Annotated in this window: 21 protein-coding genes; 13 read left to right on the top strand and 8 right to left on the bottom strand. The window is 59.9% G+C overall.

The genetic code is table 11. The annotated features are described in order from the left end of the window. On the bottom strand, positions 1–509 hold a 509-nt coding region (locus tag HMPREF1219_RS04845; protein ID WP_016457771.1), incomplete at its 3' end, for a biotin/lipoyl-containing protein. Between the two features lie 231 nt (positions 510–740). On the opposite strand from HMPREF1219_RS04845, the gene HMPREF1219_RS04840 reads away from it, so the two are divergent. Further along, positions 741–1,145, top strand: coding sequence for a hypothetical protein (locus HMPREF1219_RS04840; RefSeq protein ID WP_016457770.1), 405 nt, complete (start codon positions 741–743; stop codon positions 1,143–1,145). Positions 1,146–1,193: 48 nt separating this feature from the next. On the opposite strand, the gene HMPREF1219_RS04835 is transcribed toward HMPREF1219_RS04840, so the two are convergent. Next, entirely contained in the window at positions 1,194–2,684 is a 1,491-nt protein-coding gene (locus HMPREF1219_RS04835; protein ID WP_016457769.1) for a leucyl aminopeptidase, read from the bottom strand. Positions 2,685–2,876: 192 nt separating this feature from the next. On the opposite strand from HMPREF1219_RS04835, the gene HMPREF1219_RS04830 reads away from it, so the two are divergent. Next, a complete protein-coding gene (locus HMPREF1219_RS04830; protein WP_040426917.1) occupies positions 2,877–3,977 on the top strand; it encodes a branched-chain amino acid aminotransferase in 1,101 nt (366 codons plus the stop codon). 247 nt (positions 3,978–4,224) lie between these two features. On the opposite strand, the gene HMPREF1219_RS04825 is transcribed toward HMPREF1219_RS04830, so the two are convergent. The 5 genes from HMPREF1219_RS04825 to HMPREF1219_RS04805 form a co-directional block, all read right to left on the bottom strand. After that, positions 4,225–5,268, bottom strand: coding sequence for an AbrB family transcriptional regulator (locus HMPREF1219_RS04825; RefSeq protein WP_016457767.1), 1,044 nt, complete (start codon positions 5,266–5,268; stop codon positions 4,225–4,227). Between the two features lie 176 nt (positions 5,269–5,444). Then, a complete protein-coding gene (locus tag HMPREF1219_RS04820) occupies positions 5,445–6,263 on the bottom strand; it encodes an adenosylcobinamide-GDP ribazoletransferase (protein ID WP_016457766.1) in 819 nt (272 codons plus the stop codon). Between the two features lie 72 nt (positions 6,264–6,335). Next, on the bottom strand, positions 6,336–7,382 hold the full coding sequence (gene cobT / locus HMPREF1219_RS04815) for a nicotinate-nucleotide--dimethylbenzimidazole phosphoribosyltransferase (protein WP_040427283.1): 1,047 nt from the start codon (positions 7,380–7,382) through the stop codon (positions 6,336–6,338). Positions 7,383–7,392: 10 nt separating this feature from the next. Beyond that, positions 7,393–7,959, bottom strand: a complete 567-nt coding sequence (locus HMPREF1219_RS04810) for a bifunctional adenosylcobinamide kinase/adenosylcobinamide-phosphate guanylyltransferase (protein WP_016457764.1) — start codon at positions 7,957–7,959, stop codon at positions 7,393–7,395. 6 nt (positions 7,960–7,965) lie between these two features. Then, positions 7,966–8,745 carry a DUF3043 domain-containing protein gene (locus HMPREF1219_RS04805; RefSeq protein WP_016457763.1) on the bottom strand — a complete coding sequence of 260 codons (780 nt, stop codon included), beginning with the start codon at positions 8,743–8,745 and terminating at the stop codon, positions 7,966–7,968. 285 nt (positions 8,746–9,030) lie between these two features. Here HMPREF1219_RS04805 and erpA point away from each other — a divergent pair, with 285 nt between their 5' ends. Next, positions 9,031–9,372 (top strand): iron-sulfur cluster insertion protein ErpA, encoded by a 342-nt coding sequence (gene erpA / locus HMPREF1219_RS04800; RefSeq protein WP_016457762.1) that lies wholly within the window; start codon positions 9,031–9,033, stop codon positions 9,370–9,372. An 86-nt stretch (positions 9,373–9,458) separates the two neighbouring features. Here the strand turns inward: erpA and asnB are convergent, their stop codons facing one another. Next, positions 9,459–11,384 (bottom strand): asparagine synthase (glutamine-hydrolyzing), encoded by a 1,926-nt coding sequence (asnB, locus tag HMPREF1219_RS04795; protein ID WP_016457761.1) that lies wholly within the window; start codon positions 11,382–11,384, stop codon positions 9,459–9,461. A 700-nt stretch (positions 11,385–12,084) separates the two neighbouring features. Between asnB and ctaC the strand changes: the two genes are divergently transcribed. The 10 genes from ctaC to HMPREF1219_RS04740 all read left to right on the top strand — a co-directional run bounded on the left by ctaC (position 12,085) and on the right by HMPREF1219_RS04740 (position 23,980). Then, complete coding sequence (ctaC, locus tag HMPREF1219_RS04790) at positions 12,085–13,224, top strand: aa3-type cytochrome oxidase subunit II (RefSeq protein WP_016457760.1); 1,140 nt, start codon at positions 12,085–12,087, stop codon at positions 13,222–13,224. 19 nt (positions 13,225–13,243) lie between these two features. Then, entirely contained in the window at positions 13,244–13,675 is a 432-nt protein-coding gene (gene ctaF, locus HMPREF1219_RS04785) for an aa3-type cytochrome oxidase subunit IV (RefSeq protein WP_016457759.1), read from the top strand. A 490-nt stretch (positions 13,676–14,165) separates the two neighbouring features. Beyond that, a complete protein-coding gene (ctaE, locus tag HMPREF1219_RS04780; RefSeq protein ID WP_101679185.1) occupies positions 14,166–14,780 on the top strand; it encodes an aa3-type cytochrome oxidase subunit III in 615 nt (204 codons plus the stop codon). A gap of 87 nt (positions 14,781–14,867) precedes the next feature. After that, on the top strand, positions 14,868–15,761 hold the full coding sequence (gene qcrC, locus HMPREF1219_RS04775; protein WP_084594646.1) for a cytochrome bc1 complex diheme cytochrome c subunit: 894 nt from the start codon (positions 14,868–14,870) through the stop codon (positions 15,759–15,761). Further along, positions 15,758–16,969, top strand: coding sequence for a cytochrome bc1 complex Rieske iron-sulfur subunit (gene qcrA, locus HMPREF1219_RS04770; protein WP_016457755.1), 1,212 nt, complete (start codon positions 15,758–15,760; stop codon positions 16,967–16,969). Before qcrC ends, qcrA begins: the two co-directional genes overlap by 4 nt. Further along, entirely contained in the window at positions 16,966–18,609 is a 1,644-nt protein-coding gene (gene qcrB / locus HMPREF1219_RS04765) for a cytochrome bc1 complex cytochrome b subunit (RefSeq protein WP_016457754.1), read from the top strand. The genes qcrA and qcrB overlap by 4 nt, the downstream gene beginning before the upstream one ends. A gap of 993 nt (positions 18,610–19,602) precedes the next feature. Next, entirely contained in the window at positions 19,603–20,226 is a 624-nt protein-coding gene (locus HMPREF1219_RS04755; protein ID WP_016457752.1) for a C40 family peptidase, read from the top strand. 427 nt (positions 20,227–20,653) lie between these two features. Continuing rightward, positions 20,654–21,796, top strand: coding sequence for a C40 family peptidase (locus HMPREF1219_RS04750; protein WP_245554392.1), 1,143 nt, complete (start codon positions 20,654–20,656; stop codon positions 21,794–21,796). 8 nt (positions 21,797–21,804) lie between these two features. Further along, positions 21,805–22,896, top strand: a complete 1,092-nt coding sequence (locus tag HMPREF1219_RS04745) for a glycosyltransferase family 4 protein (RefSeq protein ID WP_016457750.1) — start codon at positions 21,805–21,807, stop codon at positions 22,894–22,896. Positions 22,897–23,017: 121 nt separating this feature from the next. Continuing rightward, a complete protein-coding gene (locus HMPREF1219_RS04740; RefSeq protein WP_016457749.1) occupies positions 23,018–23,980 on the top strand; it encodes an ROK family protein in 963 nt (320 codons plus the stop codon). The last annotated feature ends 27 nt before the right edge of the window (positions 23,981–24,007 follow it).

Here is a 24,007-nt window from a genome sequence, read left to right as displayed (position 1 = left end):
GGGGAGGGGATCTCGGTGTCGACCTTGTCGGTGGAGACCTCGAGGAGTGGTTCGTCTACCTCGACCTCGTCGCCGACTTCCTTGAGCCAGGTGGTGATGGTGCCCTCGGTGACGGATTCACCGAGTTCCGGCATGGTGACATCGGAAGCGGAACCGGAGCTCTTGTCCTCCTGCTTGGGCTCCGACTTGTCAGCCTCCTCGGCCTTCTCCTCTTCCTGAGGTTCCTCAGCCTCGGCTTCACCCTCCTTATCGAAGGAGGCGGGTTCTTCGCCCTCTTCGCCGATCTCGCAAATAATATCGCCGACCTCGACGGTATCGTCTTCCTCAGCGAGCACCTTAATAAGGACACCTGCTACAGGCGAGGGAATTTCGGTATCCACCTTGTCGGTAGAGACCTCGAGTAACGGCTCGTCAACCTCGACGGTGTCACCAACTTCCTTCAACCATGTGGTGATTGTGCCTTCGGTTACTGATTCGCCCAGCTCGGGCATCTCCACGGAAGTGGCCATTTAGTCATACTCCTTGAGCAGTAGTCCTACGCGTTTAATCCATTGTAAGCCTATAGCCTCACCCTGTGCACGCACCCCACGTTCGTGGAAAACACAGGTAACCCCCATTTATCACCCCTACCCGGGTGTAATCCCACTGGTTGGGACGTATTCGCCGATGGGGGAAAGTGGGGATTGCACGTTCCTCGGTGCCGTTCCGCCGTGAAACAGCGCATCGGATAGAGTCGTAGTGTGTTTGGCTTTCTAAAAAAGGGCAAGAAGAACGCGCGCCCCAAAGGTGTGAAGAGGGCTCCCGGCAGCACCATCCGGAGCAATGACCTCCAGACGCTGAAGCAGTGGGCCGCGCCACGGGGGTACGTCGAGGGGTTTGTGGAGCCGGAGACGTTTGTGAATGAGATGTCCATTGTGCTTGTCGACGAGTCAGGGGAGCACATCCGTCGGAAAATCGGCGGGCCTAAAGGGATTGACGTGGTGTCTAAGGAACTGGGGATTGACATCTACGACGTGGAGGAGACCGGATATCCCCAGCGGATGCGCGATCGCATCGAGCAGGACCGGCTGATCAGAAAGCGGCTTGAGTACAAGGAACGCAAAGCGAAGCTGCAGGAAGAAGCACAACGCGAGGAGCGTGACTAACCTTTCGGCCAGCTACGCTCCTCGTGGTGAAAGCGACGGCGTGGCTACTTACTTTTTCTTCTTCTTTTGGGCGAGGATCTCCAGCGCTGCAAGGAGCGTGCGCACGGGGACGCCTGTTCCGCGCTTCGGGGTGTATCCCCAGCGGCTTCCGGTGTTGTACGAGGGCCCGGCGATGTCGATGTGGGCCCATTGCACCTTCGAGGACACAAAATGCTCGAGGTAAGCGGCGGCCGACAACATGCCACCCGGTCGCTCGCCCATGTTGCGAACATCGGCGACATCGGACTTCATGGTGTCGCGCACCTCTTCAGTAATCGGCATCGACCACGCATCTTCGCCGACGGACCGGCCGGTTTGTGCAAGAAGGTCGCGCAATTGCGGCGTGCCCATGATTCCTGAGGTGCGGTTGCCAAGCGCCACGATCTGAGCCCCGGTGAGAGTGGCTACATCGATGATGTAATCGTGCTTCTTTGTTGATGCGTAGGCGAGACCGTCAGCAAGGACGAGGCGGCCCTCCGCGTCGGTATTGCGAATCTCGCTGGTGATGCCGCCGTAGTGGGTGATGACATCCCCCGGCCGGTAGGCAGCTCCGCCGGGCATATTCTCGGCCATGGGCAGGTAAGCGGTGACACTGATCGGGAGCTTGAGGCGCGCCGCCGCGACGGCAGTGGCGAGAACCGAGGCAGATCCTCCCATATCGGAGATCATGTCATCCATGCCACCTGCCGGCTTGATGGAAATACCGCCGGTATCGAAGGTGATTCCCTTGCCCACAAGCCCGACGCTCGTAGATCCCTTGCCTGCCTTGTAGGTGACAGAAACGAGGCGGGGGAGGCGGGCGGAACCGCCGCCTACCGCAAGGATGCCACCGAAGCCCTGCTTCTTCAGCTCCTTGGGGCCGAGCACTTCGACCTCCAGCCCATACTCGTGAGCAATGCGCTCCGCTTCCAGTGCGTATGTCTCCGGGTAGAGGTGAGAGGATGGAGTGTTGACTAGGTCTCGGGTGAGAATGACGGCTTCCGCCCGAATCGAGGCTGCCTCGATGTCCTTTTTGCTTCCGCCAACCAGGGTGATCGTGCAATCGCCGTGCGGGGTGGGGTTGGTTTTCAGCCCATCGAATGCGTATGACCCGAGGATCAAACCTTCCGCTACTGCGGCGTTGTTTGACACTAGTGGTGCCTTCCCGGAAGCGTTAGCGGATACCTCAACGTTGCCCAACGTGGTTGCCACTCGGGATACTGGATGCAACCGGTTCAAGGCGATAGCGGCGGCCTGGCGTAGCTTGTCTTGAGTGAGCTCGGACTTCTTCCCCAGCCCAACCCCGAGTACCACGTGGTCACCGGTGCGGACAGTGCGGGCGCGCTTCCAATGGCCATCGTGGCCAACAGTGACGAGGGAACGAGTGATCTCGTCGGTTGACTTGCCGTCAGCTACATCGTCGGAGAACAGTCCGACGATGACCGCTTCGGTGTCCTTCGGAATTTTCTTTCCACCCGTGACGGTGACGGTGTGTCCTTGGGGAAAATCAACGCCTGACATCGCTTACTCCTTTGTTCTGTGGGATTTTCGTCAGTGGAATGGAGTCAGAACCTCCATGGCTCCAGTGACCTTGGTGATGACCAGTGTACGCAAACGGGGTTTCTGCCTGAGAGAACAAGGTTTTCTGCCCGAAAAGCGTCTCATTGTATGGCGCTTAGTGTCCATTAGGCGGGAAAGGTGTATTGTGTGGCTATGGCTACACTATCGTTCACTGTTCATAAGAATCCGCATCCCGCGACCGAGGAAGAGGTTGCAAAGGTCCTTCAGAAGCCGGGATTCGGTAACTTTTTCACCGACCACATGGTCACCATCGACTGGTCTGAGGAGGAGGGTTGGCACGACGCTCAGGTCAGGCCCTACGAGGCTTTGGAGCTGGATCCAGCAGCCACGGTTTTCCACTACGGCCAGGCTATCTTCGAGGGCTTGAAGGCATACCGCCACGCAGACGGCGATGTCTACACGTTCCGTCCCGAACAAAACGCACGCCGATTCCAGCGTTCGGCTCGCCGCTTGGCAATGCCGGAGCTGCCTGAGGATGTCTTCCTGGAGTCGCTGCGCCAGTTGGTCGAGATTGACAAGCGCTGGGTCCCCGCAGCAAGCGGTGAGGAATCCCTGTACCTGCGCCCGTTCATGATCTCTACGCAGGTCTCCCTGGGAGTCCACCCCGCAAACGCATACCGCTACGTCCTCATCGCTTCACCCGCTGGCGCCTACTTCTCCGGTGGCGTCAAGCCAGTGTCCGTATGGCTGTGCGAGGACTACGTCCGTGCTGCTCCCGGTGGTACCGGCGCTGCCAAGTTCGCTGGTAACTACGCTGGCTCCCTGCTTGCTCAGGCGCAGGCAGAGGAGAAGGGATGCGACCAGGTTGTGTGGCTGGACGCCACGGAGCGCAACTACATCGAGGAGATGGGTGGCATGAACCTCATGTTCGTGTACGCCGACGGCGACAAGAAGTCGGTTGTCACCCCCGCCTTGTCCGGTTCCTTGCTTCCCGGTGTCACCCGCGATTCGTTGCTCCAGGTCGCCCGCGATCTGGGATACGACACCGACGAGCGCCGGATTTCCAAGAAGGATTGGGAACAGGATGTTGCTGACGGCAAGATGGTTGAGTCCTTCGCCTGTGGCACGGCCGCAGTTATCACCCCAGTTGGTGAGGTCAAGAGCGAGCACGGCTCCTTCACCGTCAACAACGGCGAGGCTGGGGAAGTAACCATGCAGCTGCGCGAGCACCTGACGGGTATCCAACATGGTGATGTGGAGGATTCCCACGGCTGGATGCACAAGCTCGGTTAAGGTTTACATTCCCTTTGCACACCGTGGCCATCGCCACGACAAGGCGTAAGTCTTACGGGTAACGGATAGCCCCTTAAGGCCCCAGGTCTGAAGGGGCTATCTTCATCCGTGCGGCCTGGTGAAAGGGGCCACCAGGCACGTGTGCTGTTGTACATGTGTTGTCTCTTGCCAGACGTTAATGTTCTCGGTCACGCCGGGCAGGGTGTTAGCCCCGCAGGTAGCGGCACGAGCGTGTAACGGCCGTGCGCTAGCGAATGATACGCCGATAAAACCTGAGGAACTGGGGCAGGTAGCTCGCGAACACAAGAATGGTCAGCAGCCTGATCACCTGCATGCTCACCACCACGGCACCGGCCCCGCTTTCAGAGGTAAGTGCGAGGACAGTGTCGATGGCTCCCGGGGTGGTTGCCAGGTAGCCCTCGAAGTACGAAATATCAAGCCATGCCGTCAGCGGCCAGGCGGCCAGCGCACACGTACCAATGAGGAAGGCCACAAAGGCCAAGGTGAGTGGGAGCAGCTTGGAAAACAGCTTCAGGGAGTCCTTGGACAGGCTGCCGCCGCAGAGCCAGCCGACGACGAGGAACGCCACCACACGCATGACCTTGGGAGGGTACAGCGCGATCGAATCCGGGACGATGTTAGCAACGATGAGCATGACCAGAATCGGCCCAATGATCGAGGGCGAGGGGATATGCACGAGCCGGGCGAGGCTCTCCGAGCCGAGCGCCACGGCGAAGATGATCACTAGACCCACCCAACCGGCGATGTCCTGTGCCGGTGCCTCGCTGGTGGGAGTGCTTCCGCTGGAGAGTAGCCAGCCGGACACCAGGGGGAGGGAGATCGACACCGCCAACAACCGCAGGTACTGGTTGAGGGCTACGTACCGGTAGTCAGCCCCCACTTCCTTGGCGATGAGCGGCATGACGGAGGCGCCCCCGGCGAGCATGGACATGATTCCTGTCTCCAGCCCAATCTCGCGGTGACTTCTGCCCAGAAACGTTCCGCCGATAATCGCCATGAGGATGGTGAATGCGGCAACGCAAAGACCGGGCAGCAGGTAGTGGGAAAGCTTGTGTATGCCCACAGCAACAAGTGGAAGAGCCGCGAGAACACCGATGGTGCCGCGGGAGTACCGGAATAAGTACCTGTTGATGGGCAGTTCTTTCCCCGTGATGAGAGCACACGCCGCGGATACCACAAGGGGGCCAATAATCCAGGCTGCCGGCACGTTCCACAGGTCCAGGAGGTATCCCAGGACAACGGATAAGGGTGCAACGACGAGCCATCTCATAGGGGATAGTGTACTGGGGAGTAGCACCTACTGATAACCGCGTGACCGGGCCATACACTCGCGAGTGGCGACGAAAACGCCCAGTTAGAGGCTGGAAAAGTGCGCACAGTGCAGTGGCAGGGCGTGAGTGAAATCGTCGCTGCCCGTGAGGTGTGAAAACACTCTCATATAGGCGGTCACAACGCTACCAGTGCGCAGCTCATGGCCGCGGTGATAACCGTCCCCAGAAGCACGCAGGCACCAACGCAGTCACCGTTTAGTCCATCAAACCGCGAGCTCATGTGCCTGCTCAGCACGTACACCGAGGCCAAAGAGAATGCGGAGGACACGGCGATCCACGGACCGCACACCGGGAGCGAGGCGGCACTGAGAACAGCCCACCAGACACCGATCCACCACCAGTGCACCGTACCGATGATCAACCCTCCGAACCCGGATTCGCTCAGCGGGTCAAAGGTTGTGGTTGCCGGGACAAGGCCCGCAACCCGTCCCGCCCACAGGGAGAAAAAGACAGTCCACTCGGCGGGGCCGGGGACGGACAGCGCCGAAGCAAAGGAGGCGAAAATCACGATGTAGATCAAGGCAACGGCGGCGACGGCGAAGGCACCCGAATGTGAATCACGCAGGATCTCTCGCGCCTTCTCCGGCTTGGCGTACGAGCCGAGGGCATCGGCGACATCGGCGACAGCATCAACGTGCATGAAGCGGGTGAGAAGCTCACTGACCACAAGGGCAACCGCCGCCGCCACCAGCGGGGTGCGGTGGAAGGCGAGCGCTGCGAGCGCGGAAATCGCACCGATAACAACTCCAGCGAGGGGAAGCGCGGCCATCGCGCGTCCGCCCACCTGGCGGTTATACTCGCGCGCCCCGGCGAACGGGAGGATAGTCATCCAGCTCAGCGCCGTGGAACAGGCTTCCCACACACGCTGCACCGCAGTGCCACCTGCTGGTGTTCCGCTGGCCGGATTTGTCCCCGGACCCGCCTTTCCACTCATCGTTTCCTCTTTCGGTTCTCGCTTGGGCTGCCTTTCCAGTTGAGCCGAAAAGGCACAGCACGGGGGATAAGCCTACTTGCACAAGGCCGTGCCTACACCGGCCGACTCAAACGTTGCCATGTAATGGAAAACATTGACGGCAGAGCGAAGGTGCGGAAGCGCCTCCACCGCGCCCGAGCCCTCACCGAGGCGCATCGACATCTCGATGATCGGGGTGAGGCCGAGTTCCTCCAGTGCATACGTGTGCGCAGGTTCGGGAGAGCGGTGGCCGGCCACCCAGTAGTTGGACGCGCCGGGGGCGAGACGGTTCCCCCACAGCGCTGCTGCCGCCACGATCGCGCCGTCGAGGATCACCGGCACCCTCCTCACGGCTGCCTGCGCCATGAATGCTGCCATCGCAGCAATATCGGGCGAACCAATGGCTGCCAGGACCTTAAACGGATCGCGCCCGAGCGACCGCGCGCGGAACATCGCGTCGCGGACCGCGGCCACCTTCGGCTTCCACAGCTCGTCATCGATGCCGGAGCCCCGTCCCGTCACCTTGACCGGCTCTGTCCGGGTGTATGAGCCGATGAGCGCGGCGGCGATAGTGGTGTTTCCTATGCCCAGGTCTCCTGGGATGAGCACATCAGCGCCACCGTCGATCTCCTCGTTGGCGATGTCGATGCCCGCGTTGAGGGCGCGTGCTAGTTCGTCTTCGCTCATGGCATCTTCCACGTCGATCGCGCCACTGGCACGCCGAACGTGGTGGGGATCGTCAGACTCGCGGTCGAGGGAAATATCTACCAGACGGATCGTCGCCCCGTGTGTGCGGGCAAGTGCGCACACTCCTGCGCCGCCGGAGGCAATGTTGTCAAACGTCTGGATGGAGACGATGGGATCAAAGTTACTCACTCCCCGGGCTGCGATCCCGTGGTCGCCGGCGAAGACAACCACTCGCGGCTTCTGAATTTGCGGTGGGGGAACGATGTCGTGGACGGAGGCCACCCACGCCCCGAGCTCTTCCAGCCTGCCGAGCGAGCCGGCGGGCTTGGTCAGCTGCGCCTGCACTTTCCATGCTTCTGCCCGTGCGGAGGCGCTTAAATCTGGGACGTGAGAAAAGAAATCCGTTGATTCCATGCCCATCATTCTAAGCTATCGGCTTTGCGGGCTTGAGCTGGATGGGAAGTCCGGCTGCGACGAAGTACACGTCATCGCAGAGCTGCGCGACCTGGGCGTTGAGCAGGCCGAGGGTATCGCGGAACAGCCGCGCGGAGCGGTGCTCGGGGATGATGGATAGCCCCACTTCCGGAGAGACGATGACAACGGTGGTGTCGGAAGGAAGAGCGCGGAGAACAGCAAGGAGTTCATCAATGGCCTGCTGCGGAGCGTCTTCCCACTCACCGACATCGAACTTGTGAGTAAGCCAGGTGCCGAGGTCGTCGACAAGCGAAAACCTCGAGGCGTGGGGGAGATAGTTGACGAGGTCCTCCTCGTCCACCGTCTCCCAGGAGTCTGGGCGCCGCTCACGGTGGAGGCGAACCCGTTCTTCGAAATCGGGGTCCGGGGTGACGTACGGCCGTGCCGTTGCCACGTACGAGACCGCGGACACCGGGTCCGCCGTAACGCTCGGGACCGTCGCGGCGCGCGAGGCGATGAGGCTTTCGGCGAACTGGGACTTGCCCGACCTCGCGCCACCCAGTACCAACGTGAGCATGCGCGGTTACTCGATGTTCGTGCCGGCCTCTACCTGTGGCTTGGGAGTGCGGAGGCGACGAGGCTGCGAGGCGCGGCTCCACGCGTAAAAGCCCAGCGTCCACCCCTTGAGGGTGGAATCCGGGAAGTGCTTACGCACGGCGGCAGTCGCCCTCCGTCCCTGGTAAATGCCCTCGATGAGGAACACAAGCATGACCACCATACCCACGATGGAGGCGGTATTGGCGATCATCGGCTTGGCCACACCAATGAACATAAAAACAAGAAGCACAAGCATCACCGGCATGAGCCAGGAGCTCAGCATGCGGCGGGAATCCACCCAGTCGCGCAGGAACCGGCGCTCCGGCCCACGATCCCGCTCGAGGAGGTACTGCTCCTCGCCGGCGTCCATCTTTTGCTGGATCTCCTTGTTGCGGGCGTTGCGCTGGTCGCGTTCCTTCTGCTTGTATGCCTTGTATTCCTCTTTAGACATCGAAGCCTTGAGTTCCTTGCGACGCTTACGCATCTCCGAGTAGGACTTGGGGGCCTCCGCCGGGCCGGTGTTGATACCGCGCTCACGCTCCACGTCACGGCGCTTCGGGGTAGCGTATCCCTTCTTGGGCGTAAAGGCCTTGGGGTTCGGTGCCTTCTTGGCCTTCTTCTCCGCCGCCTTTGCAGCCTTAGCAGCAGCGGAATTCGCGCCGGATCCGTCGGTGGCTGCCTGGGCTTGTTCGGCGGCCTTATCCTCTGCGCCGCCTGTTGTCGGCTTCTTATTCCTCAACAGATTTAGATACTTCGATGAACTCACAGGACATAGGCTACTAGGTCGCCAGTGGCAGCCGCCAACATGGGCGGGGAATCAAACGTGCTGGCTGCGTTCCAGTGTGGGGAGCCGGTGGGGAGGCAGTTCGCCCAACGGGGAATAGACATTTTGACGGACGTGTTACGGTAAATGGCAGAAGACGATAGATCGAGCACTAGTTCATACCGTGGTCTTCACAGTTTTACATCGGTTTTCGTACCGTGGTAGCGGGTTTTACCGCTCGTGACCAGCCCGATCGCGTCCCTACAATGATCCAGAGGAGAAGAATTCATGACAGCACCGTCCACCACCGGAGTCACCCTCACCGATGCCGCAGCCGCCAAGGCCAAGGCGCTTATTGACCAGGAAGGGCGCGACGATCTGCGCCTGCGCATCGCCGTCCAGCCCGGTGGCTGCTCTGGCCTGCGGTACCAGCTCTTCTTTGACGATCGTGAGCTCGACGGCGACAACGTCACGGAGTTTGGCGGCGTCAAGCTGGCCGTCGACCGGATGAGCGCCCCTTACCTGGACGGCTCCACCATCGACTACGCCGACACGATCGAGGCTCAGGGGTTCACCATCGATAACCCCAACGCAACCTCCACGTGTGCCTGCGGGGATTCTTTCCACTAAGAACTTAAGAACCAAAAGCAGCCCGCGGAGTGCTTCCATGCATTCCGGGGGCTGCTTTCGTTGCGGTGGGTTTGGGCCGCCCAGGTTTAGATCTCCACTGGGTACTCGCGCCTCTCCACGCCCGGGTCAATTCGCTTTTCGACGAAGATACCATGCCAAATCATGAACGAAATGATCGTCCACAGGCGACGTGAGTGCTCCGCCTCTCCGCGACGGTGCTCCTCGAGCATGGCGAGAACCGCCGACTTATCAAACAGATCATCCGTCTGGGATGCCGTGATCTGGTCCTTCGCCCAACCGTAGAGCTCATCACCGGCGAGCCAATACTTCATCGGCACCGGGAAGCCGAGCTTGCGCCGGTTAAGTACGTGGGCGGGCACGATCTGCTTGAGCGCCTGGCGCAGCGCGTACTTCGTGGTGCCGTGCGACACCTTGAGCGTGTGCGGAATGTGCTCCGCAACGCGGAAGACTTCCCGGTCAAGGAACGGTACGCGGAGCTCGAGAGAGTTGGCCATCGTGATCTTGTCGGCCTTGACCAAAATATCGCCGCGCAGCCACGTGAACAGGTCGAGATGCTGCATCCGGGCGACCGGATCCATATCCTTGGACTTCGCGTAAATCGGTGCGGTGACCTCGCGGTGATCCCACTCCGGCTGTGCCCACGGCATAACGCGCTTGATCTGCTCAAAGTTGAAGGAGCGGGCGTTGCCGTAGTAGCGAGTCTCCATCGGCTGGGTGCCGCGGAGGAGGAGCGACTTGCCCCGCACGCCCTCGGGCAACGCCTTACCCACGGCGCGGAGCCCCTTGAGTAGGGGACCGGGCACGTATTCGAAGGGCTTGAGAGAGAGCGGCTCCTTATAAATGGTGTAACCGCCGAAGAGCTCGTCGGAGCCCTCACCGGACAGCACCACCTTGACGTGCTTGCGGGCCTCGGCCGCCACAAAGTACAGGGGAACCAGCGACGGGTCGGCCACTGGATCGTCGAGGTACCAGATGATGCGGGGGAACGCCTCGGCGTACTCCTCCGGGGAGACGATCTTAACAATGTGCTCCACGCCGATGGCCGCGGCGGACTCGGCGGCCACATCCACCTCGGAGTAGCCCTCGCGCTCGAAGCCGGTGGTGAAGGTCAAAAGGTTCGGGTTATGCCGCTTGGCCAGCGCAGCGATAGCCGTCGAGTCGATGCCGCCGGACAAGAAAGAGCCGACGGTGACATCAGCACGCATGTGCTTTTCCACGCTGTCTTCCAAAGCCTGGGCAATGTCGTCGAAAAGCTTCTGCTCCTGATCCGCGGGAACAGGGGTGACGTTGAACTTCGGATCAAAATGGCGCTTTTCGCTGAACGAGGGGTCCGAGACACTCAGGGTAACCGAGCAGCCGGACTCCACACGCCGGATGTTCGCGTGCAAGCTTTCGGGCTCGGGGACGTACTGGAGGTCGACGTAGTGCTCCAGTGCGCGACGGTCGAGGCCGAGGTCGAGGTGCAGCTCGGGTGCCATCTCGAGGATCGACTTCTTCTCGGAGGAGAATACAGTGCCGACCTCGGTCTGGGCGTAGTACAGGGGCTTGATGCCGAATTGGTCCCGGGCAGCGAACACAGTCTGCGTTTCGCTATCCCAGATCACGATGGCGAACATGCCGCGCAGGTGACGGACGACGTCCTCACCCCAGTGGTGGTAGCCCACGACGATGGGCTCGCCGTCACCCTCAGTGTTAAACGTGTACCCCGTGGCGGTGAGCTCCTCCCGGAGCTCAATGTAGTTGTAGATCTCGCCGTTAAACGTCATGGTGTACCGGTTGGGATTATCCTCCGGGCCCCACTGCAACGGCTGGTGGGAGTGCGCAAGATCGATGATGGACAGGCGGTTAAACCCGAACACCACGTGATCATCGTTCCACGTCCCCACGGCATCGGGGCCGCGGTGGTACATGCAGGGGAGCGCGCGCTCCACCGCAGGCACCAACTCGCCCGCGTTACCGGATGGAACGAGTAAGCCTAAAAGTCCACACATGCGGTTGAGATCTCCTTCATCACTGAATAGGGGGCTTTTTCTCCGGTCAGATCCTGGTTGGCAGCTCACTAGCTAGTGGCAGTCAGCGCTTGCCTGCGGCTCACTGACCGCACGGTGCGAGCACGGCCTCACTGGAGCTCGTGTGGGCTGACAGGAGTTCAGCAAGCGGAGGAGCTGCGCCGAAACTGTACCGGATAACTCAGCAAAGTCTACCCGGACTGTCACGCGTAACCGACCAGGCCTCTCATTCCGCTGGGTATCCGGCACACATGCGGTGGATAATAGAGGCGACTAAGCGGTGGGGAATCGGCGTGGGGAAAGAGCGAGAGGTCAGGGGCGCGGAAACCCGTAGAGCAAACATTACGAGGACAGTGGTGGGGGTAAAAGCTAGTGAAAAGTGGGTGGTGGGTAGCTAAAACCAACCTTGGGGCTACCACTTCCACCTTTGGGCTACACCCGTTCATGGGTAGACGATCGGACAGACCTTTGTGACCTGGGTCACTAAGGCTGATCGGGGCCGCGCGCCAAGTTTCCTAAACCCCCAGCGCCGTGCCCTGTGACTAGCAAAAACGTACTATCGTTGGATATGGCAACGGCGGGCGAAACAGTGTGGATTCTGTTGTCTTTTGCGATACGCTGCAAAGATAGAAATGAACCTTTGAGAGTTCTATGAGTTTTGTACATAGGAAGGCAGACACACGTGGAACAGCGAAAGAAGCCCGGTCTTAGCCGCAAGCTGCTGCTAGCCGGAATGCTTGGCGCCAGCGGCCTCGCGCTCGCCGGTTGTGATGTGACTCCTCCTGGTGGTGCCGTGGGCAAGTTCTTGCGCATGGGCTGGCCGGAGGGAATTACTCCGGAGGCGACCGAAGTTGGTAACTTCTGGGTCTGGGTTTGGGTTACCGCCTGGACAATCGGCATCATCATGTGGGCGTTGATGCTGTGGAACGTTTTCTTCAACACAGCTAAGCGGGCAAAGAAGGCTGGCAAGGGCGAACTCCCGAAGCAGCTGCAGTACAACATCCCGCTGGAGATCGTGCTCACAATCATCCCGATCACTATCGTGTCCGTCCTGTTCTTCTTCACCGTTCAGGCTCAAGATCAGGTCAACGCCCTGGATAAGAACCCGAAGGTGACCGTGGACGTCACCGGGTTCCAGTGGAACTGGAAGTTCGGCTACGCCAACGTCGCCGCCGACCTTTCGCCCACCGGCTCGGACTACGTAGGCACCAACGAAGCCGCCACCAAGGCTGCTGAGGAATCCGCTTACGAGCGCGATGCCGACGGCAACATCAAGACGAAGGAACTCCCCAACGGCGAGGAGTACCAGTGGGGCGGTCCGGTCCACGGCAAGTCCCGTGACGATCGTTCCTACCTCCACTTCAACAACATCGAGACCAAGGGCTCCTCTAAGGAAATCCCGGTTCTCGTTCTTCCGAGCCAGACTCCGATCGAGTTCCGTCTCGCATCCGCAGACGTGTCCCACTCCTTCTGGGTTCCTGAGTTCCTGTTCAAGCGCGACGTGTACGCCAACCCGGAGGCTAACAACTCCGTGAACCGCTTCCAGATTGAAAAGATCGAAGAGGAAGGCGCATTTGTTGGTCGCTGTGCTGAGATGTGCGGTACGTACCACGCCATGATGAACTTCGAAGTTCGCGTTGTCTCCCCGGAGAAGTTCCGCGATTACCTCAAGTTCCGGGAGGCTAACCCTGAGGCACCGAACTCCAAGGCTTTGGAGTCCATCGGTGAGGCACCGTACGCAACGACCACCCGTCCATTCGTCACCGAGCGTGACGGTACCCGTAGCGGTGACAACACCTACGACTACGCGGCAAGCAAATAAGAAAGGGTTGTAGGACACAATGAAAAGCACAGCTCGTATCTTCTACGGTCTGACCATCTTCCTGGTGGTTATGTCGATCATCTACTTCCTCGCCGTGAACTACGTTGAGGATGCCGGCAACTACACCGGAATCGAATGGGCAGGCGGAACCGCACTGGTTGTCTCCGCTCTAATGACGCTCATGCTGGGCGCCTACTTCCACTTCACTGAGGCTCGTCAGGATGTTCTCCCAGAGGATTGGGAAGACGCTGAGGCGGAGGACGGTGCCGGTGTGTACGGCTTCTTCTCCACTTCCTCGATCTGGCCGATCGCAATGGCCGGCTCCATTCTGGTGCTCGGACTGGGGATCATCTACATGCACTACTGGCTCATCGTTGCCGGCGCAGTGCTGCTGATCTTCACCACGTTCCAGCTGAACCTCCAGTACGGCATCCCGAAGGAAAGGCACTAGTAGCACCGGACTAGTTCCGGAGAACTCTTCAGGTTGAAGCCCCCGCCACTCGGCGGGGGCTTTGTCGTATGAGTTCCCAAAAAGTTCCCGGGGCGTGAGAAATATTCTCTTGGGGGTATTTTCACTCCCTCTTCCAGGTAAAAGCCCTGGTCGAAGTGGGGTAAACGAAAGTTGGAGTAGACCGTTTCGGACACTTTCGGAGATGTGAGAAATATCACATCAAATTCCATGAATTCTTCCGGTATTTTGCTCCCACTTACCCAAGAAATATGGGAACCAAGATGCCTAGTGCATGGTTCGAATTAAGAGAGCTTGGGTTTAGCTGGGGGAATGCGAGGTCGTACAAACCAGTGAAATAGTTCCCGTTGGGTGGGGAGGGCAAGGGGAGCGACGCATTGTCAAACGGCTATGCAACTTTCGTAGTCCATGGGTTGCAGTGAGCGGGTGGAGCGGGGTGAATTAGGCCTGCGAATCGACAATACTAATGGTTGTGACAAGCGCAGTTGGAAATAATACGGCAGCACCACGGCGTGTTGCGGCGCTGAACCGACCGAATATGGTCAGCGTCGGCACCGTTGTGTTCCTGTCTCAAGAGTTAATGTTCTTTGCTGGTTTGTTCGCGATGTACTTCGTCTCGCGAGCAAACGGCCTGAAGAGCGGCACATGGGATTACGGCCCGGCACACTTGAACGTGCCGTTCGCCCTCATTGTGACGATCATCCTGGTGGCGAGCTCCTTCACCGCCCAGATGGGCGTCTTTGCCGCTGAGCGTGGCGACGTCTTTGGTCTCCGGCGTTGGTACCTCCTGTCAGCACTGATGGGAGCTATCTTCCTCGCCGGCCAGATGAATGAGTACGTGACGCTCGTTGGCCATGGGTTGACCATCCAGAGCAGCGTGTACGGGTCGGTGTTCTTCATCACCACCGGTTTCCATGCCGCTCACGTTCTGGCCGGCGTTCTGGCTTTCGTAGTGGTCTTGACTCGCGTATCGCTAGCCAAGTTCACTCCGGCCCAGGCAACAGCGGCGATGGTGGTGTCTTACTACTGGCACTTCGTTGACGTTGTTTGGATTGGTCTGTTTACCACTATTTACTTCATTCAGTAGGCCGTATTGGTCGTCTGAGTCCTTCCCTACTGGGGAGGCACAATGTCGGCCTACAGCCATTCACTTTCCATACGAGTTAAAAGGGAAATGATGGATACCACACCACGAAACGCCGAATCGGTGGCCACCGCCGCCGAAAAGGCGAAAAAGGTTAGGGGCCGTCGGAAGATGAGGCGAACCGCTGCTGGCGGACTCGCTTTGACCGTCGGTCTCACCAGCGCTGGTTTTTTGGCCAGTGCCCTTACTCCCGACGCTCAGGTTGCTACAGCTAAGCAGGACAACCAGGCTCTCATCGTAGAGGGTAAATCCCTTTACGAGACCTCCTGTGTGTACTGCCACGGCGCGAACCTCCAGGGTGTCCAGGATCGCGGTCCGTCGCTCATCGGTGTCGGCGAAGGCGCCGTCTACTTCCAGGTTCACTCTGGTCGTATGCCGATGATGCGTAACGAGGCACAGGCTGCCCGCAAGCCCGCGAAATTCAATGAAACTCAGACGATGGCTCTCTCTGCCTTTGTTGCCGCCAACGGCGGTGGCCCTGAGTTGAAGCGCAACGAGGATGGAACCATTGCAATGGATTCTCTCCGTGGTGCCTCGACAGTTGACGGCGAGATCCATCCCGAGGATGTTGCACGCGGTTCCGAGCTGTTCCGCATGAACTGTGCGTCCTGCCACAACTTCACTGGTCGTGGCGGAGCGCTTTCCTCCGGTAAGTACGCTCCTGGTTTGGACCCTGCTAATGAGCAGGAGCTGTACCAGGCAATGCTCACCGGTCCCCAGAACATGCCCAAGTTCTCCGATCGCCAGCTGAGCGAGAACGAGAAGAAGGACATTATCGCTTACGTTAAGGCAGCTAAGGAAACCCCGAACCCCGGCGGCTGGACCATCGGCGGTCTCGGCCCGGTGACTGAGGGCATGATGATGTGGATTGTCGGCATCACCGTTCTTGTCTGCTTCACGATGTGGATTGGAAGCCGCTCATGAGTCACGCAGTAGATAAAAAGTACACTTCCGAGGAACTGAAGAACATGTCCCAGGAAGATCTCGCCCGTCTCGGCACCGAGATGGACGGCGTTACCATTGCTTACCGCAAGGAGCGCTTCCCCATCCCGAACGATCCGGCTGAAAAGCGCGCGGTAGGAACCGTTGGCTTCTGGCTGGTTCTGGGCATTGTGTGTGCACTGGCCTTCTTGGCTGTGTACCTGTTCTGGCCCTGGGAGTACAAGGGCCTCGGCCAGGAAGGCATGTGGTGGTACACTTTCTACACGCCGCTTCTCGGCGTGACGATGGGTCTGTCCATCATCTCCCTGGCAATCGCTTGCGCTCTGTACATCAAGCGCTTCATCCCCGAGGAGATCGCGGTGCAGGAGCGCCACGATGGCCCGTCGGATGAAATTGATCAGCGCACGCTGACCGCACTCCTCAACGATTCGTGGGAGACCTCCTCCCTCGGTCGTCGTAAAGTGCTCAAGGGTCTCTTCGGCACCGGCGCGGTGCTGGCAGGTATTTCGATCATCGCCCCGCTCGGTGGCATGATCAAGAACCCGTGGAAGCCGGGCAAGCTCGGCATCCAGGGCGACGGCACTCTGTGGACGTCCGGTTGGACGCTGCTCGATACTCCTGGCGTGGACAAGATCTACCTCGGCCGCGACACGGGTATCACCGCGGAGAAGGACGAGAACGGAAACTACCACACCAACGGTCTGGCCCGCCTCGTTCGCGTTCGTCCGGAGGATCTGGCAGCTGGCGGTATGGAGACGGTCTTCCCGCTCCTTCCTGAGGCTGTAATCCGCCACGGCGACAAGACCAAGGACGTGTACGAGCAGCATATGCACTCGATTCACGGCCCGCGTAACGCCGTCATGCTGATCCGTTTGCGCAGCCAGGACGCCAACCGCGTCGTGGAGCGCGAGGGGCAGGAGGATTACCACTTCGGTGATTACTACGCCTACTCCAAGATCTGCACGCACATCGGTTGCCCGACCTCCCTCTACGAGGCTCAGACCAACCGCATCCTGTGCCCCTGCCACCAGTCACAATTCGATGCCTTGCACTACGGCAAGCCCGTTTTCGGCCCCGCCGCACGTGCCCTGCCTCAGCTGCCCATCACGGTAGATGAGGAAGGCTACCTCGTTGCAACGAGGAACTTCAGCGAGCCGGTTGGCCCGGCCTTCTGGGAGCGTGAGTCATGAGTAACAAGCTAGCTACCCGTGCTCGTAACGTCGACGAACGCTACGGTGCAGCAGGGTTTATCCGCACGAACATCAATAAGGTGTTCCCAACACACTGGTCGTTCATGCTCGGCGAGATCGCGCTTTACGCGTTCATCGTCCTGCTCCTGACTGGTATCTACCTCGCACTCTTCTTCGATCCTTCAATCACGAAGGTTATCTACGACGGTGCGTACGCGCCCCTCAACGGCGTGGAAATGTCTCGTGCCTACGAGACGGCTCTGAACCTCTCCTTCGAGGTTCGCGGCGGTCTGTTCATCCGCCAGATGCACCACTGGGCAGCAGTCCTGTTCAGCGTTGCGATCTTCGTCCACATGTTCCGCATCTTCTTCACCGGCGCGTTCCGTCGCCCGCGTGAGGCAAACTGGCTCATCGGTGTCACCCTGTTGCTCCTCTGCATGGTTGAAGGCTTCATGGGTTACTCCCTCCCGGATGACCTGCTCTCCGGCGTGGGCCTGCGCATCATGTCTGCGATTATCCTGTCCCTTCCGATTATCGGTACGTGGACTCACTGGTTCATCTTCGGTGGCGACTTCCCGTCCGACCTGATGCTGGACCGCTTCTACATCGCTCACGTACTGCTCGTGCCGGGCATCATTCTCGCCCTCATCGCGGCTCACGTCGCGCTGGTCTGGTTCCAGAAGCACACGCAGTACCCGGGCCCCGGCCGTACGGAGAACAACGTCATCGGCGTTCGCATTCTCCCCGTGTTCGGCACGAAGGCTATCTCGATGGGCCTGTTCACCTTCGGTGTTCTCGCGCTCTTCGCAGGTATCTTCACCATCAACCCGATTTGGAACCTTGGGCCGTACAACCCGTCCCAGGTGTCCGCTGGTTCGCAGCCTGATATTTACATGCTGTGGACTGATGGTCTGGCACGTATTATGCCGCCGTGGGAGCTGTACCTCGGTAGCTACACCATCCCGGCAGTGTTCTGGGTGGCAGTGGTCGCCGGTCTCCTTGTTGTCGTTCTCTTCTGCTACCCGTGGATTGAGAAGGCCTTCACCGGGGACGACGCTCACCACAACATCCTGCAGCGTCCTCGCGACGTTCCGGTGCGCACCTCGCTCGGCGTGGTCGCCATCGCGGCTTGGTTCCTCATGACCCTGTCCGGCGCTAACGATCTGTTCGCTCACTTCGCGCAGATTTCGCTCAACGCCATGACGTGGTTCGGCCGCATCGGGTTTGTGGTTCTGCCTCCGATCATCTACTTCGTTACCTACCGTATTTGCATCGGTTTGCAGCGCTCTGACCGTAAGGTTCTGGAGCATGGCGTCGAGACCGGCGTTATCTACCAGACCCCCGAAGGTGGGTTCGTCGAGCTGCACCAGCCGCTCGGACCGACCGACGAGCACGGTCACCAGATCCCGCTGGAGTACCAGGGCGCTGCTGTGCCGAAGCGTGCAAGCCAACTGGGTTACTCCGGCCGTCCGGGCCGAGGCAGCTGGTTGAAGGCCGACAAGCCGGAGATCGCAAACAAGGCATACGAGATCGAGGAAGCCAACGAGCGTGAGAAGTTCGAGACTCTCACCGAGCTGACCCGCAAGGCCGCCGAGGAAGGCGACTCTCGCAATCAGCTTCGCCGCGGCGACTCGAAGTAAGCTGTAGCGCTTGGCACACAGCTAGTTCATAGACTGGCCGAGAGCCCTCATCATCATCCAGATGGTGGGGGCTCTTGCCATACCCGGAGCATCGAGGCACTGCGTAGGACGCCAGAGGCACCAGAGCGCGACACATGGCCGAGCGGAGCGCTGCCGGAGCTGGTTTGCGGGGGACCTTTCGGTTGCAGGCGACCAACGTCCCGGAAGCAGGCTGGTTTACAGGGAGGGTGCGCGCGTTGCATGAGACAGTGGGGTTGAAGGAAGCTTGCGTCGCTATGTTCGGGCACGGTGGTGCCGAGCATTGGCTGTATAGGCTCCTGGGGCATCTCCAGATGACGCAGGAGGCCTTTCTACGCATTGGCGGTTAGAGGCCAGAGGGTAGCCCCCGGGATGTGGTGAGAAAGAGACGGAGGAGTGGGACGAGTAGTTGTGTAAATGTGGATCGGGAGAAAGCGTCACTAGAGAAGATCAGGCGCGCAGACGCGGAAATCTTGGATAAAAAGGGAGCCGTAGGAGATGGGATGTAACGGAATGTTACCGAAATTCGGCTCAAGTGATAATCCTAACACTTCAAAAACAATATATTCCAGCTCACAAAATGGGGGCGTTTGGATATAACCACTGAAAGGGGGTTAGATCCTTAAAACCTCTGGTGGGCGGGGGTGGAAGTGATATCTGGGGTGTGAGGTACGTGTGTGAATAAGGCGGGAAAACGGGCTCTGGCGGGAGTGTGAAAGAGCGAAAACTGCGCTGTCAGCGTGTTGGGTTGCGGTTGTTTGTGACCATTTTGTAACCTAATTGAGACCAAAGCGTTTTGTTGGTTTGGGTTCCCCCTTTCCACTTTGCGCCAAACGAACCGAAGCCCCCGTGGTTGAGGAGAAGAAAACGGTGAAACCGATTCTTGTTTCTCGCCACAAGCCGGACGGATTAATTTGATCGTCGCACTAATTGTGGCACGTCTGGTGGGCCCAAGAGAAATTTGGAGAAACATCCGTGGGTAAGCACACTAAGGCCTCGAATAATGCTGTCCGTTACGGCTCAGCAGCTTCGGCACTGGCCGTCGGCGCAACCGCCGTTATCGCCCAGCCTGCAACTGCCGCTCAGGTTACCGTGCCTAACAGCAACATCACTTTCGAGGTTCAGGGCCTGGAGAACATTCCGAACATCAACCAGGTGCCGGGCATTACCGATTGGGTGCCCTCGCTGAACCGGCAGGCCGCTACCGTTGATTACTCTGCAAACGTCAACGCGCCGGCAGTTCCCGAGGCTAAGCCCGTGGGTAACCAGATCGTCGACGCCGCTGCCAGCAAGATCGGCTCGCCGTACCAGTACGGCGCTACCGGCCCGAACGCTTTCGATTGCTCCGGTCTGACCACCTGGGCCTACGCACAGGTTGGCAAGCAGATCCCGCGTACCTCCTACGCGCAGGCAGCTCAGGGTCAGCGCGTCTCCCGCGACGAGCTTCAGGCCGGCGACATTATCGCCTTCTACTCCGGTGCATCTCACGTGGGCATCTACACCGGACACGGCACCGTCATCCATGCTCTCAACTACGGCACGCCACTGTCTGAGACGTCCATGGACTACATGCCGTTCCACTCTGCAGTTCGCTTCTAAGCGCCGCACAATCTTCTAGCGCCCGCCCACTGAATGTGGGTGGGCGTTTTGCTATGAGCTAAAGGGGTGCGTGGGGCTGCCAACGGGCTACGCGTCGCCGTTGCAGGTCTTTCGGGAACGCTGGAGTGGTGGAGGGTGCGTCTGCTGGTGAGGTCAATCGATGGTTTGATGGCGGATGAGTAATTGTGCAATTAGCGCCACATACATCACAGAAGTTAACAAGAGTGAGCTGATGGCAGCACTTTTCGTATGAGGAAATAGTTTTGGGGGTAAGGAGATTAATCGGCGGCGGGAGCACGTATATAGTTTGTCCTGTATTGAGGTGTTTACGTCGCGCGATGCGATGGCGACGTGGTTCAGGCTAGAATTTCGTGAGTCTGTCAGGGTGACCGCCGTCGCGGTTTAAGGGAAGAAAGAAACGGTGAGAGTGGTTCGCGTAGGGGAGCTCCGGGAAGCCGGGGCAGGCACAGTGTCCATCGGACGGGGATCAAAGCACGTCTCCGGCCGTCATAGGGCTACAAAGCGCACTGCGGGCACGGCCCGTGGGAGCATCGCCACGCGCATCACGGCCGTTGTCCTTGGCGGCGTCATGGCCTTCCCGCCCCTCAACACACCACAAGCAGCGGCCGATCCTGCTGATGTGCAGCAGATCATCGACGAGCTCGAGGCAACCTCGAGGGATGTCGAGGCGCACAACGAGCAAATCGAGGCGACCCAGATCTCGCTCGACGAGGAACAGCAGCGGATGGACGAGCGCCAAGCCAAGAGGAACGAGGCGCGTGCCAGGGCCGAGCAACTGCAGGCCGAGGCCAACCGCAAGCGGGAGGCTGTCAACGAGGTCGCACGCACCCGGTTCAAGGTGGGCAACGGAGACATCGTGTCCAAGCTGTGGATTTCCGAAAACCCGCAGCAGGTCATTGAGAAGCGCTCCTTCCTCAACGCGCTGCGCGATAACGCGGAAGCGCAGGCGCGTGCTGCGGCCAAGGAGACCCGTATCGCCGCGGACGAGTTCGCCGATGTTGAGTCAGCCGAGGTTACCGCCCGCTTCGAAATTGAACAGCTGCGGAAGAAGCAGCAAGACCTAGAAAAGGAGCGGGAGGAACTCAAGTCCCGTACGGACGAGATCCGCGCCCGCGTGGATGCCCTCAGCCCTGCGGATAGGCAGGTGTGGATAGAGAAGGACGGCCCCGTCCACTACTCCATCGAGGGACTCACCGGCACGAACCCGCTCGGAATGTCCGCGCTTGAGGCGGCGATGAGCAAGATCGGCTCGCCCTACGAGTGGGGAGCGATTGGCCCCTCAGCCTTTGACTGCTCTGGCCTCATGTACTGGGCGTACCAACAGCAGGGCATAACCATTCCGCGCACCTCGAGCGCCCAGATGGCCGGTGGCACGCCGATCTCGCGGGAGGAGCTCCAGCCCGGGGATATCGTGGGCTATTACGCGGGGGCAAGCCACGTGGGCATGTACGCCGGCAACGGCATGATCGTGCACGCCTCCGACTACGGTATCCCGGTGCAAGTGGTACCGCTGGATAGCGCCCCAATCTACGGCTACCGCCGCTACTAGCAGGGTCGATGTCTTCAGTTCTTGTAGTCACTAACGATTTCCCGCCCACCATTGGTGGGATCCAAAGCTACGTTCGCGATTTTGTTTCGCTGCTCGATCCCGCCTTCACCCACGTGCTGTGTTCAACGCAGGACACGGCCGCAGCGCGCCTTTACGATCAGGGCGTGGACTACGTCGTCCATCGGCTACCCCAGCGGGTGTTGCTTCCCACGCCCTCGGTGGCGCGCACAATGGCACGAATCATTAAGGTCTACCAGATTGATGTTGTCTGGTTCGGTGCAGCGGCCCCGCTTGGTCTCCTCGCCCCCGTTGCCAGGCGCGCAGGTGCCAGGAAAATTGTTGCCTCCACGCACGGCCACGAGATCGGCTGGACCATGCTGCCCCTAGGGAAGCAGCTCATTGAATCGATTACGGCCCAGTGTGATGTTGTGACGTACATTTCCAGCTACACGCACGCGAAGCTGAAGCCCGCGATGAGCCCTCATGCACAGTACGTGCGGATGCCGTCGGGCGTGGATATTCACCGGTTCACTCCGGCGCCCCCACCGGCGTATCTAGAGCACCCGGGGGAACTGTGGGTGGTGTGCGTGTCTCGGCTCGTGCGGCGCAAGGGCCAGGATTGGCTCATCCGAAGCGTCGACAAGCTCCGTGAGCGCCATCCCGTCCGCCTTGTGATCGTAGGGGAGGGACCGGACGGGGAACGCCTGAGGAGCCTCGCCACGGGCCTTCCCGTGACGTTTACGGGCCGTGTGAGTGAGGTGCAGATGGTTGACTACCTCAGGGCTGCCGACGTCTTCGCCATGCCGGCGCGCACCCGGTTGCACGGACTGGACGTGGAGGGGCTAGGAATCGTCTATTTGGAGGCGCAAGCCTGTGGCATTCCCGTGATCGCCGGGGCCTCGGGCGGGGCGCCGGAAACGGTGACACCTGACTCCGCCTATGTAGCCCACAGCCCCGTAGAACTGCAGGTACAGCTGGATGAGCTGTTTTCCAACCCGGGGCTGCGTGCCTCGATGGGGCAAGCAGGCAGGGAATACGTGGAGGAGACGTGGAGTTGGGAAATTATAGGTGACATCGCCCGTGGCGTTCTCGCGCTATAATATGAATTTTCACACAGGTCACATCGATTTTTGAGGCGCCGACGGGAGGAATCCCGGCTTGTGCCTCGGCGTCAGTGGGGCCGGATGGTGACAGATTTTTTTGAAGTTTGGAGGTCCACCCTTGAGGAGTAAGAAGACTCCGCTCACGCTCGGCTTCGATATTGGGGGAACGAACCTGCGTGGGGCGGTGGTGGATGCCAACGGAAATATTCTCGATTCCGCCCAGATCCCTACCCCGTCCTCGGAGGATCACATGGAGCGCGGCATCGTCCACGTGGCCAATAAGCTCCGTCGATCCTGGGACGTGAAGGCGTGTGGTCTGGCCATCGCCGGGTTCATCGATCCGGATCTGGAAACGGTGTCCTACGGTCCGCACGTCCCGTGGCGCAACGCGCCGGTACGGGCGCGCCTGGAGGAGCAGCTCCACATGCCGGTGCGCATTGAGCACGATGCCAATTCCGCGGCCTGGGGCGAGTACCGGTTTGGCGCCGCCATGCAGTCGCGCGTGTGGGTGCTGTTTGCCATCGGTACGGGCATCGGAGCCACGCTCATGGTGGATGGCGAGATCTATCGGGGCGCGTTCGGCGTGGCGCCGGAATTCGGCCACCTCGTGGTGGTGCCCGGAGGGCGCCCCTGCTCCTGTGGCAAGAGCGGGTGTCTCGAGCGGTACTGTTCGGGGACCGCGCTGGAAGATACGGCCCGCGAGGTGATTGGGTGCGCCCAATTTGAGGATTCCGAGCTTGCTCGAACCTACTACGATGAGCCGGAAAAGCTCACTGGGCGCGTGATCATGGCGGCGGCGAAGAGGGGCGACCCCGCCGCGGTTGCCGTGGTGAATAACTTTGCCATGTGGCTCGGGCACGGCCTGTCCATCGTCTCTGACGTGCTGGATCCAGAGTTGATTGTCATCGCTGGCGGAGTCGCCGATGAGGCGGCGTTGTATCTGGATAAGGCGCAGGATGCGTATGCCTCGTCCATCGTGGGGGCGGGGTACCGGAAAGTTGCTCGGCTGAAGACCGCAGAATTGGGATCGTCGGCAGGTATGATCGGGGTATCCGACCTCGCGCGCAGCGTGGTGCAATAACAGTGCTAAATGATTATTGGTCTGGAT

Origin of the sequence: Corynebacterium pyruviciproducens ATCC BAA-1742, assembly GCF_000411375.1 — a bacterium.
GTDB classification, from domain to species: Bacteria; Actinomycetota; Actinomycetes; order Mycobacteriales; family Mycobacteriaceae; genus Corynebacterium; species Corynebacterium pyruviciproducens.
This window is presented reverse-complemented; position numbering and strand designations above follow the sequence as displayed.

What these genes read in the sequence shown, in the direction of transcription:
- cobT (WP_040427283.1), bottom strand. Translation starts at nt 7,382, where the DNA reads ATGGAATCAACGGATTTCTTTTCTCACGTCCCAGATTTAAGCGCCTCC.
- HMPREF1219_RS04830 (WP_040426917.1), top strand. Translation starts at nt 2,877, where the DNA reads ATGGCTACACTATCGTTCACTGTTCATAAGAATCCGCATCCCGCGACC.
- qcrC (WP_084594646.1), top strand. Translation starts at nt 14,868, where the DNA reads ATGATGGATACCACACCACGAAACGCCGAATCGGTGGCCACCGCCGCC.
- ctaF (WP_016457759.1), top strand. Translation starts at nt 13,244, where the DNA reads ATGAAAAGCACAGCTCGTATCTTCTACGGTCTGACCATCTTCCTGGTG.
- asnB (WP_016457761.1), bottom strand. Translation starts at nt 11,384, where the DNA reads ATGTGTGGACTTTTAGGCTTACTCGTTCCATCCGGTAACGCGGGCGAG.
- HMPREF1219_RS04825 (WP_016457767.1), bottom strand. Translation starts at nt 5,268, where the DNA reads ATGAGATGGCTCGTCGTTGCACCCTTATCCGTTGTCCTGGGATACCTC.
- qcrA (WP_016457755.1), top strand. Translation starts at nt 15,758, where the DNA reads ATGAGTCACGCAGTAGATAAAAAGTACACTTCCGAGGAACTGAAGAAC.
- erpA (WP_016457762.1), top strand. Translation starts at nt 9,031, where the DNA reads ATGACAGCACCGTCCACCACCGGAGTCACCCTCACCGATGCCGCAGCC.
- qcrB (WP_016457754.1), top strand. Translation starts at nt 16,966, where the DNA reads ATGAGTAACAAGCTAGCTACCCGTGCTCGTAACGTCGACGAACGCTAC.
- HMPREF1219_RS04745 (WP_016457750.1), top strand. Translation starts at nt 21,805, where the DNA reads ATGTCTTCAGTTCTTGTAGTCACTAACGATTTCCCGCCCACCATTGGT.
- HMPREF1219_RS04835 (WP_016457769.1), bottom strand. Translation starts at nt 2,684, where the DNA reads ATGTCAGGCGTTGATTTTCCCCAAGGACACACCGTCACCGTCACGGGT.
- HMPREF1219_RS04810 (WP_016457764.1), bottom strand. Translation starts at nt 7,959, where the DNA reads ATGCTCACGTTGGTACTGGGTGGCGCGAGGTCGGGCAAGTCCCAGTTC.
- HMPREF1219_RS04820 (WP_016457766.1), bottom strand. Translation starts at nt 6,263, where the DNA reads ATGAGTGGAAAGGCGGGTCCGGGGACAAATCCGGCCAGCGGAACACCA.